A 17459-nucleotide genomic window follows, 5' to 3' on the forward strand; every position below is an offset into this window, starting at 1 on the left:
GAGGCAGGACGGACACAGCAGGTCGGAAAACTTTTTCGATTGCAGCACGACTTTCACAGAGTATGCATGGATATACTTAGCCCGGTGTGGGATAAGGAACGGATTGATGGTGCCTACGACAAAATCATTGTCCGGTTGGGTGGGCTAGAAGCGATGCCGCTACGGCTGCTCTCACCCTATCATAGCTTCACGGAAGCGGAGTATCAGGCGTGCAAGCAGATACTCCATGAAAAGTACCCTGACTGGGTTCAGAGGGAATTATGACATCGCTCAATTTCAAATCGAGAGTTCCTGTTTTTGACGCCAACGTGCGAGTTGGCGATCTACTGGATGAGCCTGCCCCTTACCGCGACCGGAAGGGGTTATTGGCAGAAATGGATCGGCATGGAGTAGAACGGGCGCTAATCTACCATGCCCATGCTGACAACGTTAGCGCGATCGAAGGCAACAACTACCTTGAAGCGTGGCTCGGCGATGATGGACGAACCTATCCCCAGTGGATGGTTATCCCTACAGCAGACTCGCTCGCGCAGATTCAATCGCTTCATGCTGAAGGGAGGGTCAATTGTGTGCGGTTGTTCGATACCGGGCAACGGGAGCTGCCCTTCCGTCCTTGGGCTTACGACACACTGTTATCTTGGCTCAGTGAGGCGCGAATTCCGGTCTGGGTCCTCCTGCCGGAGGCCGATGCAGATGCAATAGTTACAACACTTCAGGCGTATCCAGGTCTGGTATCGGTCTTGGTGGGAGCACATTACGTCCATGCGCTTTGGTTGCGCCCAATGTTAACCGCTTTACCGAATGCTTACTTGGAATTGAGCCGCTACGAACCGATCTGTGAGATAGAGGCTTTGCGAGACGAGTTTGGTGCCGAGCGATTGGTATACGGCTCGTGGTATTCTCGCTTAGCGATGGGACCGATGTTGTTTTATCTGCACCACACGAACCTGACCGATGGAGAACTCACGGCGATTTGTGCTGGGAATCTTGAGCGTATTCTACATGGAGGGACGAGATGATTGATGGAACGCAAGTCATCGATTTTCACGGGCATGTGGGTCGGTGGGATCCGATCGGCATGAAGGACGATCCGAAGTTGATGCTCCACGCGATGGACTCAGCGGGTATTGACAAATCCTGCGTGTTTGGCATCTTCCATCCCGACGGTACGACCAGCAATGACCAAGCAGCGCACTTTATCGCGCAGCATCCGGATCGCTTTATCGGTTTCGCCTATGTTTCACCGATGATGCCGGAGCGCATGATACCGGAGTTGACCCGCGCGATTGACGAATTGAAGTTTCCCGCGATTAAACTGTATCCGCCCTACACCCTTTGGCCCTTTAATCAACCTCAGTGGCATCCTATCTATGAGTTCGCAAATGAGCGGGGATTGGCGGTCCTTTTCCATACCGATGGGGGTGAATTAAGTCGCCCCCGGTATCTGTCCGAGATTGCGCCGCAATATCCGAACGCCAAGTTTGTCGCGGGACATGCCGGCAACGTCATCGAACCTCGTACCGAAGCCATCGCAGCTGCGATCGCGCATTCCAACGTCTATCTCGAAACTTGTTCTACCTATCGGACGCCCGGCGTAATTGAGCAGTTGGTGAATGAGGCAGGTGCCGATCGGGTGCTGTTTGGCTCGGATACACCTTTGATGGATCCACGTCCCCAGATCGGCAAAATTATCACCGCTGATGTTTCCGACGACGCCAAGCGGCTGATCTTGGGTGGGAACGCCCGCCGCCTGCTGGGGATTTAACCCGCCTATTCTCTGGGGTAGTACGGACCATTAACCGAGTGATGCTAGCAACTCGCGCTGACCTGATAAACGCTGCTCCCGCTCACTGGCGAAGTGTTTAATCCCAGCAACGGGCTTCCGCGATTACATCCGGTTCGGTTCCGCCGGTGAGCCACTGGTTATCCCAGTCTGCGGTCAGTGAATAGGCGTCCGTCAGCGGTCCGAGATTTCTGATGGGCCAAACACGTTGTGTTCCTGTGCTCACTACCATCAGGTCGTAACGGGCTTCTGGAGGCAATACGGATCGGCGATAGGCATCGGGTTGTAGATCGAATAATTCTTCACTCACAGCCGCGATGATTTTTACGTTTATTCCCTCTGCCTCTAAGCGGGGGACAATCTGGACGAGGTTGACAGTAGAATTAGAGCCTTGGACGACCACATAGCCGTGCTTGGGACTGTCCGGGTCAAAATCGCGGATGACATATAGCCCTTTGGACGCGGCTGTGAGATCGCTATCTGCAAACGTGGCGCGGTCTGCCACCGGAAAATCTGGCCGGGCGACTTCGATGATAATGACCCCGACCCGCGGATCCCGAGCGGCAACTTCAGCAGCGGCGAAATAGCCCGGAGCGACATCGTTGTAATCCCAGAAACTAACGTGGATCGCCTGCCCCCGCGGGAAGAGCTTCCACACCTGCGGTGCAAAAATACCGAAGTGCGTACGTGCATCGGCGGCGGTCTCTGGCCCTGAATGACCAGCGAGGACGTTAAGAACGCCTATTCGGAAAGGGCTGTCCTGATTCTGTTGGCTCCATACGCGGGCGGGCAGGTACATCAGCGGTGTGAATGCACCATATGTACCGCTCAATGCCCAGACCCCAGCAAACTTCCCAGGGTCAAGCGATGCACTTTGACCAACCAACCCGATGGCGCTTGACACATTTCCCGCTTCTTGGATAGGTGCTTTGAACCGCGTACCGGCAGGATTGCTAACCGGATTGTAATGTCCCCAGAGGCTGCCATGTTCAACATTGATGGACTCTGAAAGGTCAGCGGCGAGGGTGATAAAGCGGTTATCTGTCACATAATTCATCCACTTGATAATTTCTGAAATTGCTCGGCGGGTTCCGGCAACCTCTCCGGGTTCCTTGAATAGGGTGATATCTATTTCCTGTTCCTCGCCCGATACTGGATTCTTCACGCTAGGCGTCTGCGGCTCAACCGGCAGATTTTCGACCCGAAGCCGGTCGTCCAGAAACGGATCGCGGTTGGTATCAACCCGGAGCGGTAAATCATCCTGAACCGCGTCACCAATATCGACGAGTCGATTGGCGAGCCAGTCTCCCAACCCTTTTTGCTGAAGTACCGACATCACCACGTCAATGTTGGTCTTGAACTGTATCAGACGCTCGCGCTCATCGGTTACCGGTCCGTTGCGAATTCCCTCGAATTCTACCCCGTAACGCTTCTCAAAGGTTCCTGCTAAGGCAACGAAATAGTCTTCGTTCATTTTTAGCTGGTACGGATGGCTGGGGTAGCTGACTAACTGAGCGCCGTACCCCTCAATCTTCCCATCTACCGCACTGGGCCAATACCCCTTGACCGTCCTGCCAATAACGATCATGGGGCGTAGGTCCTCGGGATCCCAATCTTCCATCGTTTTGAGAACCGCGAGAATCTGATCATAATCATTACCATCTTCAAGGGAAAACACATTCCAGCCGTAGGAAGTCCACTGCTCCTCAAGTTGGTACTGCTTATACTTGGAATCAATTACCCCACCCACTAAGGCATCATCAATACCAGCGTTATTATATGAGAGTAGGATACGCAGACGTTTGCCCACCTGCATTGCGAGCCCCTGTGTTTTTAACTCTTGGGCGTGTCCCTCAGTCATGGCAAATTCACCTTCAAGTGCGAGCACTTTCAAGGAGTCAGGAGCATCTAGAAAATTCCAGAATGCTGCTTTGCCGGCGGCTGTCGCGATACCAATACCAGAGGGTCCCCCGTTGACATCGTTAGTCAAATCGGTTGTTTCGGAATGCCCCGCCAGCGACCGGATACCGCGTAATTCTGCCTGCGTAAACAGCGGATGGCCCTCCAAATCGTTCTCTTTCAGTAAGGTCTTTAGTGCCCCTGCGCCGCGTCTAAAGCCTAGTGCATCTATCGGCAACATCGCGATTTCCGGTGCAACCTGGTAGCGCGGATCTCCTGTGGCTGTGTGTGCCCGCGCCATTGCCTCACCCATAATCATCCACAACGCATACGCGGTCGGAATGTTATGCCCGCCGGCGAGCATGAACTTATCGCAGAACGGATGTTTGGGATTACGATAGTCGTAGCGCAAACCTCCTAGTTCTGGACCCGCTAAATGGAGTGCGATATTGTAGGGCGTGTAAGCCAACGGGCCGCCGAGGTGGCCCGTCTGTGCGTAATTACCAAGCAGCACCAGCGTCATACAGGTCATGTGGCCGATATCCTCAAGGCGCTCCCGATCGTATGTCACGGTTAATGCCTCAACAGGTGATAGTAAGGTGTTCGCATTGAGCGTATTTTGCATCTTTATTCCCAGTGTGTTAGAGGTTTGTGAGTGAATATATCAGGAAATCCTGAATCTTGAGCAAAGTGCCGATTTGTTCCTGAGAATCGGAGTCATTTCAGAGTATGTTTCGATCTTGTTATGCAGCGGCTATCTCGCCGAGGCGTGGCAGATGGAGCGTTATGAAAGTCCGTCCTATCGGGAAAACAGTAGCAGAAGTTTAAGGTAGGAAGATTGTTCGATGAAAGCCGTTTTATCAATGATTAACCTTTAGGAGAAGTTAATTGCTTAAACGTCCCGTCACATGAGCCAAATTATCGCCGACATGAACCCGATGAATACGTCGCAACATAATAACAACGCCAGCAGTTGTGGTCGTTATTTCCGCCACTACTTCACCGAAGGGATCGCGAACAGTGCCCAAGCCTTGACCAGCGCTAACTTCGTCCAGCAAGGCTACCTCGGATCGAAAATAGCCAGCAGCAGGTGTCGAAATGACGCTGTCCATATTTCCATCCCCGGACAGGTGATGTGTTACGGGTTGAATCTGAGGCTGACCGTCTAGCATATCAAGATGCTTCATCACATTGATTACACCGGTGGTAAAACAGTGCACATCAGACGGATGTGCGTATCCGCCACCGCCAGCTTCGGTATAGATCGCCGGTACGCCGAGATCTGTGGCTGCTGACAAGGTCCGACCGGGTGGCATAGGCGGTGGATGTTCCCATACGACCGATGCACCGAATGCCAGCGCGCCGGCGCGTGAGCGTCTACCAAGTTCATCGTCGCTATGGGTGAAACCAATGAGTGACGGAATGTCGGCGGTCACACCTCCGCTGTGCAGGTCAATAACGAGGTCGGCGGGTTTAATCAACTTTTGGGTAATCCAATACGCAATCCGTTGCGTGATAGTACCGTTGGAATCGCCAGGGAAGACACGTGCCAGATTCAGGCCATCAATAGGGCTGCTACGGAGAACAGATTCATAGGCCGGCACGTTACAAATTGGGACCATCAATAATGCACCACGTAGTACATCGGGTGCGACGCGCCGGAAAACTGCGGGGATAGTCTCAACCCCTTCGTATTCGTCACCATGCACTGCTCCGAGGACCAGCAAAGTCGGACCAGGGGTTGCCCCTATCACATATAGGAATGGTAAGCGCCAGTCGCCTCCATCGGCCCGAGAGCCGACTTCCAGCCATGCGGAGGCTTTGGAGTTACGGGACAATCGCGAAATGTCAAGTTCCTGAAAATGCACTACGCCGTGTTCCTCCCTTTAATGCCCTCCAACTTCGCCAACCTGAATCTCAATTTCATCCCGATCTCGGATCCGTTCGACCAATCCGTCGCGAATATCAACGATCCGGTCTGAAACATCGAGCATCTTTAAGTCGTGGGTCGCCGAAATCACGGTTACGCCCTGATCGACGTTAAGTTGCTTGATTAAATCGATAATTTCACGCCCGATGACTGTGTCGAGGTTCGCCGTCGGTTCATCCGCCAAAATAATGCTTGGGCCATTTGCGAACGCGCGCGCAATTGCGACACGCTGCCGCTGTCCACCAGATAATTCATCGGGTCTATGGTGAATCCGTTCTCCTAATCCAACGCGTTCCAGCAGTTCTTCACCTTTATCACGACGCTCGGTTGTCGACAGACCTGCGAAAATCATCGGCAGGGTTACGTTTTCAAGTGCCGTCATGACGTGTAGCAGATTGTAGCTTTGGAAGATATAACCAACTCTGTGACAGCGGAACCATGCGATTTGGGACTGGCTGAGTTGTCCCATATCTTGACCATCAATGAAAACTTTACCCGCGGTCGGAAGGTCTAAGGCACCAATCATATTAAAGAGGGTGGATTTCCCTGAACCCGACGGCCCCATCAATGAGATATACTCTCCAGTATAGATCTCCAAATCAATCCCGTCCAGTGCTCGGAGCACATTAGTGCCCATACGGTATTCCTTAACGACCTTTTCAGTTTTAACAACAACGTCTGGCATTAATATCCCTCCTAAACTTCAGTCCGCATCGCTTCCGCTGGGGGTAGCTTTGCAGCGCGCCACGCTGGAAACGCCGCGCCAATAACGGACAGAATCATGCCGAGCACACAACCAGCAAGAATGATTAGTAACACCCCGAATCTAGAGGGCTGCGCGTTCAGCACCGGCAGCAGGGGGAAGTAGAAGAATAGATCTAAACCGTAATCCTTAAGCCCCAGGAGAAGTGATCCGAGACAACCGATGAGAGCTCCAATGAGCGCACCCGCTAGCCCTTGAAACCCAGATTCTAACAAAAATAATCTTACGACGAATCGATCCAAAGCACCGAGACACTTCATCGTGCCGATCTCTTGAAAACGTTCTGTGACCGCCATCAGCATCGAATTAGCGATTCCTACGACGCAGACAATTAAGGACATGATAATCAACCACTTATCTTTCATGGAAATCCCGGTCGTTTCTTCTTCTTCAAAGGTGGTGATTTCCTGTCTTGAACCGCTCTCTTTCATTGCAACGGTTACCTCATTATTTACCAAAACTGACACCAGAAATGCAATCCCCAACGTAATGCCTGCGGTTGTGATGACAGATCGTCCGAAACGGATCATCAAACTCTGAAAACTTATCCTCACGGATTCCGTGAATGGGAGCTCAATCTGTTGCCCAATAGTACCTCGTGTCTGTTGTTCCAAATTCCAATCCTCCTGATTTCTAAAATTGCACGGTCATTTTATCATGCTGCGAGGATAAAGTCAAGCCTTGCATTCGTGATTTTGGGGCATTAAACTATTAAAGAGTTCCAACCGCATTGAGATTAACCGCGCAGCCGGGCCGGATATGGACCGTACTCAACGAGGATTTCTACATCCTCGATGGTGACTCCACCCACGAATCCGGCAGGTCGTGCCCTCAGCGCAACATCTAGCACATTTGCCCCCTTCTGTGGCCGTACACATTCCAAATGAAATTCTAACCACTGACCCGCGTACGGATCTCGCGATCTGATGATGGTACGTGTGCACCGTTCTGCCGCCAATGACTGTCCGTTCAACCGTACTTCAAATGTGTCTGCTGTCACGAGATTGGTCACACCAATGCGGAGTCGAACGCTCTGCACCCGGTCATTCTGAGGGTCATCAGCGATGGAAAAGGGGATCTGATAACGTGCCTCTGGGTTTGCCGCTAGGATTTCCACTGGTAGGAAGGCTTCGTAATCGTGTCCGCTCGTCGCCTCAGAGCGTCGGCGCAGGAAGTAGTGTTTATTGCCTTCTTTGATTAACTCCGGGTCTCCCAACTCTGTGAGGGTGCGGCGCTCCGAATCGCCTAGGGGCCAAGGCAGAAACCAAGTGTATAGTCCATCGACCCCACGTTCCCAAAAGTTAGCAGCTGCTGCCCGCATCATGGCTGGCGTTGCGTCCTCTACCGAATAGAACCGTCGATTTTCTTCGCTGTAATAGGGTTGTAACATAGCGTATACCGAAATGTCGTTTTCGTGTGCCTCCTGGACCAACCAATCAATCGGCGTGTTGGAGTCGAGCACAAAAAACGCATAGACCATCGGAACGACGAAGTCAACTAGCCCTTCTTGGAGCCAAGTCTGTACATCCAACCCCGTTTTCTGGTTTAACTCCAAGGTAGGATATATCCGCGCCCCGATCTGCCCGGGTTCCCCCGGTCGATTTCGTGCCATCTCGGCGACACTCCGAACAAAATCGGTCATCACCGGTGTATACTCCGGGACATCTTCGGGTGTGAGCCAGAAAGGGCTTCCGCCCGGAGCCGCAGCGAAATCTAACTCCACGCCCTCTACAGGATACTGCGTGGCGAGCTCTTCCAACACAGCAAACTGATGGTCACGCACTTCCGGGTGGACAAATCCCCGTCCGCCGTTTGCCAACTCATGCTGCGGATCCATACCGCCGTAACCTCCCATGCGCAGACTGGCGAAAAAATCCATCCCTTTCTCATGAGAGCGGTCGATAAGCAGAGTCAATGGATCGATTCCTCGGCTTATCAGGCTCTGCATGTTTTCCCAGATGCGCCAGTATGGCGCACTGTCAAAGGGACGGATGTCATCTCCAAACTGCATGCCGACTGTGGAGGGGTAAAATAGCCCATCGGCGCGGGACACCCCGTAGATAAAGGTATCACAGCTTGTACCAGCGACCTCGTCCACGGCAGACCACGCCTCTTCCAACCGGATCGGCGGCTCAAAAACGAACAGATAGTAATGACGGGCATCGTTGAAGTAGATGGTTCTATGTCGTCTCATAGCGGATAGACCTTCTTGTACCCTTACGGGGATCAGGGGCGGTAGTATTTCCTATTTTTTTGGATCTTGACATTCAATCGTCAGTCTATTATAATCGAATGTAAGGACATAGTCACTATAATTTTACATTTTTTGAGGCATTGCTACGCAATTGAAGAAAATCATGAATATAGAATCTCTCCGTGCAGATGTTATTGTTATTGGCGGCGGCGTAATCGGTTGTGCAATCGCTTACAACCTTGCTAAAGCGCAGGTAAGGTCTCTCGTAATTGATAAGGCGGACAATGTCGGACGCGAGGCGTCGTGGGCGGGTGCGGGTATCTTGGCATCTCACGCATCAACGCACGACCCCTATGCCGAACTCTGCCGTGCGAGCTTGGATCTTTATCCGGCGTTAGCAGAGGCGTTGCAAGCGGAAACGCAGATAGATATTGAGTTTATTAGGTCTGGATCTATCGCCGTGTTCTTTACCGATGAGGAGAAACAGGGGTTGACGGGATTAGCTTCACGGCGGTTGGATCGGGGGTTTTCTGCGGAGGTGCTAACACCTGAAGAGGTCTGGGAACTGGAGCCTGCAATTTCCCCATCGATTGTCGGAGGAGTGCGCTTCCCACACGATGCACAGGTCAGGAATCCCAAGCTGGTGCAAGCGTTAGCAAAAGGGGCAGCGCTGTTGGGGACGGAATTTCTGTTTGGCAATCCTGTGACTGCCTTTCTACGAGACGGAGAGCGGGTGGTAGGCGTTGAGGTGAACGGAGAGCGCATTTATGGGGACACATTTGTAATCGCATCGGGGTGCTGGTCCGGGGCAATCGCTGCACAACTCGGTGGTGCGCTGCCGATGGAGCCAGCACGTGGACAGATGGTGCTAGCAGAAGTGATGCCGCCAATCCTGCGGCACGTTATTGACGGACTAGGCGTCTATCTGGTGCCACGGTCTGACGGGAAGATCTTGATCGGTGCCACGGTTGAATTCGTCGGCTACGACAAACGGACTACATTGGAAGGCACACGACAAATGATCGAAGCCGGCATTGGGTTAATGCCGAGCCTCGCCGAGAAGTCCTTTGTACAGACGTGGGTGGGGCTGCGTCCTTACGCAAAGGGCGGTCCATATATTGGAGTATTGCCGGGTTTTGAGAATGTGTTTGTTGCTGCGGGGCACTTCAAGAACGGCATTCTACTCGCACCGATCACGGGGAAACTGATTAGTGAATTGATTACAACAGGGAATCCATCAATGTCACTAGCACCGTTTAGCCTGTAGAATACAAACTGATGAAACGTAAGAGGAGGGACCCATGGATGTTATATCTGTACCCACAACCGAAGCCACGAAAAAGAAAATCTCCTTTGAAGACTACCTACTGATGCCTGAAATCAACCACCCGTATGAAATTATTGATGGAGAGTTTATGCCGTCTCCAGCCCCGATACCCGCTCATCAAAGAATGAGTGCAAACATCTTCAAACGACTCGACGAGCATGTGGAAGCAAAAGGTCTTGGTGTAGTGCTGTTTGCACCGGTTGATATTATCCTCCAACGCCATCCACTGCGCACCCGTCAACCTGATGTATTGTTTATTCACAAAGACAAACTCTCCGGCACCGGTTTTGATGCCATTGAAGAACTACAGATTCTTGAAATTGCACCGGATCTGGTCGTCGAGGTGCTCTCGACCTCGGACACTGAAAGAGTGCTGTCAGGAAAGTTGGCAGATTACCAGCCGATTGGTGTCAAGGAGTGCTGGCTGGTCAGTCGTGAAGCCCGATCCGTCGAAGGGCTACAACTGACTAAGGAACAATCTCAGTCGTTAGGGCACTTTGGTCTCGGCGAAACCATCCGCAGTGAAGTCCTTCCAAACTTTCAAATGACTGTGGACGCGATTTTTACCTGAGGTTCATCGTAACAAATCATGCAGCAGCAGTCGATTTACTTCACTAGTTCATTGAATGAACCAATGTACTAATGAACCAATGAACAAATGATGTTTCACGTTTCACGCGCTTATGTATGTCTTATCGCATCGATCGGTGTGAGTTTCGCAGCGCGACTTGCAGGGTAGTATCCGAAAAATACGCCAACACCCCCACCAGCGCATACAGCTGTCAACACGGATTCAACGGTGATGACGGAGGGCCACTCTATAAAATCCTTCATAAGTTTGCTGACCGCCCACGCAAAGCCACTGCCTAATGCCGCCCCCAGAGCGATGCCGATAAGGCTGCCAATGAGACACAAGATAACCGACTCGATGAGAAACTGTGCGCGTATATCCCGACTCTTCGCACCAACGGCTTTCCGCAGTCCAATTTCCGGGATGCGCTCTGTAACAGACACCAGCATGATATTCAGGATGCCAATCCCACCAACAACCAAAGCAACCGAGGCGATAATGACGAGGATGAGCTCAATAACCATGATAATGCGATTGGCAGATTTTAGCTCCTCCTTCATCACCCATGTTTCAAAGAATTCCTCGCCATCATGGTTCCGCTTCAGAACTGTTTTGACCTCCTTCACGGCTTGATCCACAGATTGATGGTCTTTTGCGCGAATCAGAATATGCCCCACCTGATCGTTGCCCCAGAAATGGGTCTGAGCTGTCGTAATTGGAATAAATATTTGGTTGTCCTCACTACCTTCCGGATCAAGCCCCTTGCCTCTGGACTCCATCACACCCACGACGGTAAACCGTTGATTGTTAATTTTTATCTCTCTCCCGATTGGGTCAAGTTCCGCAAACAGATCCCTCCAGATCTCCTCCCCAATCACACAAACTTTGCTCCAGAGGCTAAGATCATCATCAGACAGAAACCTACCATATCCGCTGTACCACTTACGTGCAATCTGATACTCTTGAGAGGTGGCTTGCATCTGAGCGAACTTCCGTTTGCCGTCAACCGAAATCGTCGCGCTATCTCCAGCCTCTGGGGTTGCCACCTCAACGGAAGGACAGTCGGTTTGGATCGCACGCACATCTTCCATTTTCAGATAGTGCTTGCTCGGATTCCGCATCCACTTCTCATTCTTACGAATCCATTCGCGCCGATACACCCCGAACATGCTTGGGCCACCCACCTTTTCAACCTCCCACATCAGGATCTTCTTCGCACCCGCTCCGAAGGACATCATCGCGATGACACCCGCAATGCCAATCACAATGCCCAACATCGTCAAAAATGACCTCAATTTGTTTGAGCGTAGAATTGAGAATGCAGTGAATACCCCTTCTAACAGTTTCATCTAATTTCCTTTTCTGATTTGCCCCAGTTTTTCGTGAGCTTCTGCAACGAATGATTCGTCCAATCGCCCTGTTTCCAATTAACAATGGCCTTTCGGGTACGATGAAATCCACCCGCTTTTTGATTGCGAGGTTACCCCCTATGTGATAGAATACCCACCAATCTAGTGTTCAAGATGATATATTCGGATAAAATGTACTTCCACGCCTGCATCATTCAGACGACAATGTTGCCTGCAATGTTTAGAAATCAATTTTAGCAAGAGAGATTGGAAAATGTCAAGGATAGCCAGAGAATGCCGATGTGTCCTGTTCGATTGGGGTGACACCTTAATGCGGGACTTCCCGGAGTTTAGCGGACCGATGGCTACTTGGCACTATGTCGAAGCCCTCCCCAACGTCAAAGAGGTGCTCAGCGAACTTCGTCCACAATGGACACTCGCCCTCGCTACAAATACAGTCGATTCAGATGAGACGGCAATCTGGGAGGCGCTAGATCGGGTTGGACTCCGTTCATTATTGGATAAAGTCTACTGTTTCCAAACTATCGGTCACAGTAAGCCAGCGCCCGACTTTTTTGACTACATCGTCAAAAATCTTGGGTTGGATAGACATCGCCTGGTGATGGTGGGCGACGGCTTTGAGAAGGATGTGCTCGGAGCAAATCAGTCAGGGATTCGTGGCATCTGGTTTAACGAATCATCAACTGAAGTGAAAATCGGAAAGATGCACAGCACGATTTCCGACTTCCGATCTCTGCCGGATGCACTTGCCTCGTTCGGCATCGAATCTGATACCTAATGCAATTCCCCCTAACTTCCTACCCTTTTCAAACAGGAGGTCAATCCCTTCCTCGCTGGGAAAGACCAAAATAGGAAATTTCTGTTGATGGGAGAAAATGTGGACAATCGTTATGTCGCAGATTCACGGAAATCTCCTAGTACTGCACCCTCCATGTTGGATCGAGCCACCGTGCGGACGAGGGGAGAAGTATTGCTCCCATACCCGCGTCTCACTACCCAGAAAGAGATTGATGCCCATCGCGAAAAACTCCAGCAGTTAAAACGTAAGGACGCAGCTGCATGGCTTTTGCTTGATACTGTAACGGCCGGAACCCGCTTCTGGCTCAATTTTGGCGAATATTCGTTCGATCAACACGCCGGGCGAGAAGCCCTCCAGAACTACCTCCGGAGTTGGGCAGACACCTCCCAAACATCTGACCGTATTTACCTCCTCGCGGAAGTGAATGCGGATGCACCCTGTTACGACATCACGGATTATATCCAGCGTTGTGTCAACGGTGATCTCTCCATTGCTGACCGGTTGAAAGGGAGGACAATCTTTCGACTTTATCAAACAGAGACACAGGGGTATGACCTGTTAAGTCAACCGGGAGTTGGTGCACTCGCTCACCAAGTTTTGGAGAGGTACGTCCACGAATTTCACGATCTGATAGAAGGTGCCGTTGCAGGATTCTGCTGCGACTTCCCGACGTTTCTTTCTCCTTTCAAGGTGCCAGCAACCTCGATTCCTTGGAGCGATGCGTTTGGGGAGACTCTGGACTCAGAGCTGCTAGCTTACCTACCATTAATGTACTACGAAACTTATGACTCTGCAACAATCCGTAGTCTCTTTTGGGAGCAATTGACCCGGCAGTTTGTAGAGATCTGTGTCAGAGGATTAAGAGAATTTGTTCACCAATGGAATCTGCAATTCGGAATCAACCTCCCATCAACTGCCAAAGCGTTAGAGGTCGATATCGGAACTATTCTGAAAGCCGCAGACCGTCCCATCCTCGACGCTAATAAGCTGGATAAACGCAAACCGTTTTTAATTGCGAAGCAGATTGCTAGTCGCAGATTCCTCCGATTGGATCGGAGTCCACGAGAACCGGGATCGGAACGGAGCCATTTTGAATCCGTAGAAAGTTCAGGGCAGATCAGTCTATGCAGATCCGATTCACACGCAGATCGATTTGTTGCTGATAGTGCCTTGGGCTTCAATTCGTGGATACGTAACGCGGAACATAATAACAGTCAGGTTACATCAGGAGGCAGCGAGGTACATTACTTTAGTCAGTTTCTATCAATCGGAGTTCCGAAAAGATCGGTGCTTGTTCTCTCACCGATTCACAGTCTGTGGACGAAACCTGATCCAAAGGGGTGGAATTGGCTGGTAAAAGAATGGGGTTGGCTCTGTCAAATGGTATGGGAGCTCGGATACGATTTTGATATCGTCTCCGAAACGGGTCTCCTTGAGGCGGAAGTAGATAAATCCAGCCGTACATTGCGCCTAAACGGAGAAGATTATTCAGGAGTTCTGCTCCCGTCCTGTTTAGCGCTTCAGGAAGAAACGGTGGATGTGTTGATGCAGTTTGTCAAGGCACGGGGCGGGTTGATCGCCATAGATCCGGTGCCGTACCTGCTCAACGGTCGAATTGGTTTAGATCCCTACCCGCTTGAACGACTGCTGTATCGACGGCGCACGTCCATCCTGCGGGGACCGACGAACGAAAAAGCCGCAGCCCTTGAGCGATTGCTACGAAAACATATTAAGCTGCCGATACAAATTTATGCTAAGCCCGATAATACGCCAACACATGCAGTCGTCGTTCAACACCGCGAATCCACGGATCTGGATCTGTTCTATCTATTCAATCGTGGTGAACAACCGATTGAAACGCTGATTGAGATTCAGTGGGAATCGACCGTTGAGGAGTGGGATCCGAGAAACGGTGAACGGAATGCGCTATCCCATTGGCATGCTGACGGGAAGACATACACGCAGTTAGCCTTTGATTCCGGACAGGCGAGATTTATCGTTGCGCGACGCAGTGGATCTTAACGAATCTGAGTGTGCCATACTTCAATTGATAGGGCTATTTATAGTGAATTCAAAAAATAAATAGACGCTTTCGCCCTCCGGTAGGTGCGGTTTCCAACCGCACCGGTTTTGAGTGTCTCATTAATTCTAAGGTCCACTATAGTTTTCCGTTTTTTAACCGATTTTGGCGAGTAGACGGAGGATTGATCCCTACATCGTAGGCGGGGCATCCCCGGTCGCGGGATCCTCTCGGACTTGCCCCGCCCGACGAATTAAATGACGCTATCAACTGACGTTTTGCACTTGTGTTTTCAGTCGTGCGGTGGTATCCTAACGCAAGTTGCGGACTATGCTCTAGACGAAGAGGTGCTTAGGTAGCAAATGATGACAGACCTCATCGAAAAATTAAATGAAAATTGAAAGGAATATATTAATGACAGGAGGAGAACTTTTTGTCGAATGTTTGAAAGCGCAAGGCGTTAAGGACATTTTTGGTATACCGGGCGGACATTTAGACCCCGTTTATGAATCGCTCTATAAGAATCGCGATACTATCCGCCACTATGTGGGTCGCCATGAGGGAGGTTGTGCATTCATGGCGGATGGATATGCCCGCTCGACAGGCGAAGTGGGTGTATGTATGACCGTGCCGGGACCGGGAGCAGCCAACGCTGCGATCGGAATTGGTGAAGCATACACGGCTTGCTCGCCGGTGCTGCTGGTCACGGGACAAAATCCCTCCCATCTTGCCAAGAAAGATCCGGGGAAGATGTTTCACGGATTAGATCAGAAAGCTGCGTTTGCGACAATGACGAAGCACATAGAGATCGTCCACAATATCCGAGAGATTCCCGGTGCTGTCAACCGAGCCTTCGGTGCACTACGTTCAGGACGACCTCGACCCGTTTTAATCGAACTCGCCACGGATGCGCTGAATGCCGAGGTAAATGATGCTGACACTCAAAGCAGCTTGTCCGTTCCCCCTATGAACAAAGGGCTGCGACCGGGCGCAAGTCCCGACGAAATTAATGAAGCTATTGAGTTGATTGAGAAAGCAGAGCGTCCGTTCATTTTTGCGGGCGGCGGGATCTGCCATACGCGGGCGACCGAAGAGCTACTTGAATTTGCGAGACTGCTCAACGCGCCTGTTGCAACGAGCGCAAAGGCCAAAGGCGCGATCCCGGAAGATTCACCATACTCACTGCGTGTTTTCAACAATCCCACCACGCGCAGGGCGTTGAAGGAATCTGATCTGTTGATTGCCATCGGTACACGCTTTACCTATCGGGACACAGGCAACTGGTCGCTGAAGATTAATCAGCCGCTGCTGCACATCGAAGCTGATCCCGCAGAGATTAATCGGGACTACCCCGCCGCCGTTGGAATTAGTGCGAATCCGAAGGTGGTCTTGCAGCAACTGAATGCTGAACTCAAGGAACAGACTGACGGTTGGGGTGAGCGATTGCGCGAATTGCACAGACAGGCGGCTTATGCGGAACGTTCACCGATTATTGAACAACTCCGCGCTGCAATGCCCCTTGATGCTATCTTGAGCGTTGATGTCAATATCACCGGATATGCTGCTACGCAAGACTTTACAGTTTACGGGCCGGGCATGTATATCTGGTCCGGAATTTCCGTTGCGATGGGAATTGGGTTGCCGGGCGCAATCGGTGCACAAGTTGCCCATCCAGCTCGCAAAGTGGTTGCCCTCTGTGGTGACGGCGGTTTCCTGATGAACAGTCCGGAGCTAGCAACGGCTGTGAAGTATAATCTACCGATCGTCACTATCGTCATGAACGATAACACCTTCAGTTCCATCGCGCGGACCCAAGTCGATCGGTTTGGCACAGGGCTGGGCGTTGATGTGGTCAATCCTGATTTCGTCAAGTTTGCGGAATCGTTCGGTGCAGTCGGTTTTTGCGTCGAAGATGAGGCTGATTTCAAGCCGACAGTTGATAAAGCGTTGACGCTGGATAAGCCCTCCCTGATTGAGGTTGTCAAACGTAAGCAATATGCCGTTTAGTAAAGTAGTAGGCATACTCTGTATGCCGTGACTGTTCTGCAAATTGCGGCACATCGGAGTGCGCCCACTACAGCGTAGTGATTAAGAAATTTGCATGAATTCAACCGCCGCATGAACCAACCAGATCCCCCACAAGTAATCGAACAGATTGCTGCATACCTCCACATTTCATCGAATCAGATAAAATGCGTTCCAATCCGACACGGCACGCTCGAAAGAAACAACGTCTGGCGACTAACGGCAATGGGGCGCACCTACCTTCTGAAACAACATCTGATAATCCAACCGGTCGGTGATTTCAGACTGAATCCGCAGCTCTTTTGAGGTTACATCAGGCGGGATGCCCCGTGCCAGAGCTTTACTGGTGGTCAGATTCAGCGAGCTGTTTACTGATGAAATGGTGCGGGGATACGACACTTGATAATCTTGCCCAAGAAACACCAACTGGTGAGTTGAAGTCGATTGTTCAGAACACCGTCCGAGCGTTCTGCCAACTAGAGGAGGGATTCGCCAGTAACGCCGACACGCTCAATCCCTACATATACCCTCTCGATTATCCAGTGTTCCTGCGCGATATGATGGAAACGCTACTGGATCAAGGGCGAAAAACCCTCGACTATTTAGCGTGGATGAATGGAGAGCCAATGCCCGCCGATCAAGCGACAAGGCTTGACGCAATTTGGGAACGCCTGTCGAATCGCTTGCATCGCGCAACGTCGACGCTAGGCACTTTGGATTATAACGCCCGGAATATCGTGGTTGATGGAAATACCCCGACCTTTATTGATTTTGGGAC

Annotated in this window: 16 protein-coding genes; 10 read left to right on the plus strand and 6 right to left on the minus strand. The window is 51.2% G+C overall.

Annotation, left to right across the window (positions count from 1 at the left end):
- From J4G02_10975 to J4G02_10985, 3 genes are all read left to right on the plus strand, one after another.
- Window positions 1-264: hypothetical protein (locus J4G02_10975; GenBank protein MCE2395098.1), on the plus strand; the 264-nt coding region annotated here is incomplete at its 5' end.
- On the plus strand, window positions 261-1019 hold the full coding sequence (locus J4G02_10980) for a hypothetical protein (protein ID MCE2395099.1): 759 nt from the start codon (window positions 261-263) through the stop codon (window positions 1017-1019). The genes J4G02_10975 and J4G02_10980, both read left to right, overlap by 4 nt.
- Window positions 1016-1765, plus strand: coding sequence for an amidohydrolase (locus J4G02_10985; GenBank protein MCE2395100.1), 750 nt, complete (start codon window positions 1016-1018; stop codon window positions 1763-1765). Before J4G02_10980 ends, J4G02_10985 begins: the two co-directional genes overlap by 4 nt.
- 97 nt (window positions 1766-1862) lie before the next feature.
- On the opposite strand, the gene J4G02_10990 is transcribed toward J4G02_10985, so the two are convergent.
- The 5 genes from J4G02_10990 to J4G02_11010 form a co-directional block, all read right to left on the minus strand.
- Entirely contained in the window at window positions 1863-4307 is a 2445-nt protein-coding gene (locus tag J4G02_10990; protein MCE2395101.1) for a hypothetical protein, read from the minus strand.
- Window positions 4308-4566: 259 nt separating this feature from the next.
- Window positions 4567-5550: a succinylglutamate desuccinylase/aspartoacylase family protein gene (locus J4G02_10995; protein ID MCE2395102.1), complete on the minus strand. Its 984-nt coding sequence runs from the start codon at window positions 5548-5550 to the stop codon at window positions 4567-4569.
- Window positions 5551-5568: 18 nt separating this feature from the next.
- Entirely contained in the window at window positions 5569-6297 is a 729-nt protein-coding gene (locus J4G02_11000) for an ABC transporter ATP-binding protein (protein ID MCE2395103.1), read from the minus strand.
- An 11-nt stretch (window positions 6298-6308) separates the two neighbouring features.
- Window positions 6309-6905, minus strand: coding sequence for an FtsX-like permease family protein (locus J4G02_11005; protein MCE2395104.1), 597 nt, complete (start codon window positions 6903-6905; stop codon window positions 6309-6311).
- 206 nt (window positions 6906-7111) lie between these two features.
- Window positions 7112-8569 (minus strand): hypothetical protein, encoded by a 1458-nt coding sequence (locus J4G02_11010; protein ID MCE2395105.1) that lies wholly within the window; start codon window positions 8567-8569, stop codon window positions 7112-7114.
- Between the two features lie 163 nt (window positions 8570-8732).
- Here J4G02_11010 and thiO point away from each other — a divergent pair, with 163 nt between their 5' ends.
- Together thiO and J4G02_11020 are read left to right on the plus strand one after the other, a co-directional pair.
- Entirely contained in the window at window positions 8733-9836 is a 1104-nt protein-coding gene (gene thiO / locus J4G02_11015) for a glycine oxidase ThiO (GenBank protein ID MCE2395106.1), read from the plus strand.
- Window positions 9837-9870: 34 nt separating this feature from the next.
- Window positions 9871-10467, plus strand: coding sequence for a Uma2 family endonuclease (locus tag J4G02_11020; GenBank protein ID MCE2395107.1), 597 nt, complete (start codon window positions 9871-9873; stop codon window positions 10465-10467).
- 110 nt (window positions 10468-10577) lie between these two features.
- Here the strand turns inward: J4G02_11020 and J4G02_11025 are convergent, their stop codons facing one another.
- Window positions 10578-11816, minus strand: a complete 1239-nt coding sequence (locus J4G02_11025) for an ABC transporter permease (protein MCE2395108.1) — start codon at window positions 11814-11816, stop codon at window positions 10578-10580.
- Window positions 11817-12090: 274 nt separating this feature from the next.
- Between J4G02_11025 and J4G02_11030 the strand changes: the two genes are divergently transcribed.
- The 5 genes from J4G02_11030 to J4G02_11050 all read left to right on the plus strand — a co-directional run.
- Complete coding sequence (locus J4G02_11030; protein ID MCE2395109.1) at window positions 12091-12615, plus strand: HAD family hydrolase; 525 nt, start codon at window positions 12091-12093, stop codon at window positions 12613-12615.
- Between the two features lie 87 nt (window positions 12616-12702).
- Window positions 12703-14658: a hypothetical protein gene (locus tag J4G02_11035; protein ID MCE2395110.1), complete on the plus strand. Its 1956-nt coding sequence runs from the start codon at window positions 12703-12705 to the stop codon at window positions 14656-14658.
- Window positions 14659-15070: 412 nt separating this feature from the next.
- The gene (locus J4G02_11040; protein MCE2395111.1) at window positions 15071-16663 is read left to right on the plus strand and encodes a thiamine pyrophosphate-binding protein; all 1593 of its coding nucleotides are present in this window, start codon (window positions 15071-15073) and stop codon (window positions 16661-16663) included.
- A 111-nt stretch (window positions 16664-16774) separates the two neighbouring features.
- The gene (locus J4G02_11045; GenBank protein MCE2395112.1) at window positions 16775-16987 is read left to right on the plus strand and encodes a hypothetical protein; all 213 of its coding nucleotides are present in this window, start codon (window positions 16775-16777) and stop codon (window positions 16985-16987) included.
- A partial coding sequence (locus J4G02_11050; GenBank protein ID MCE2395113.1) for a phosphotransferase occupies window positions 16984-17459 on the plus strand: 476 nt, incomplete at its 3' end. The genes J4G02_11045 and J4G02_11050, both read left to right, overlap by 4 nt.

It is taken from the genome of Candidatus Poribacteria bacterium (assembly GCA_021295755.1).
GTDB lineage: Bacteria > Poribacteria > WGA-4E > WGA-4E > PCPOR2b > PCPOR2b.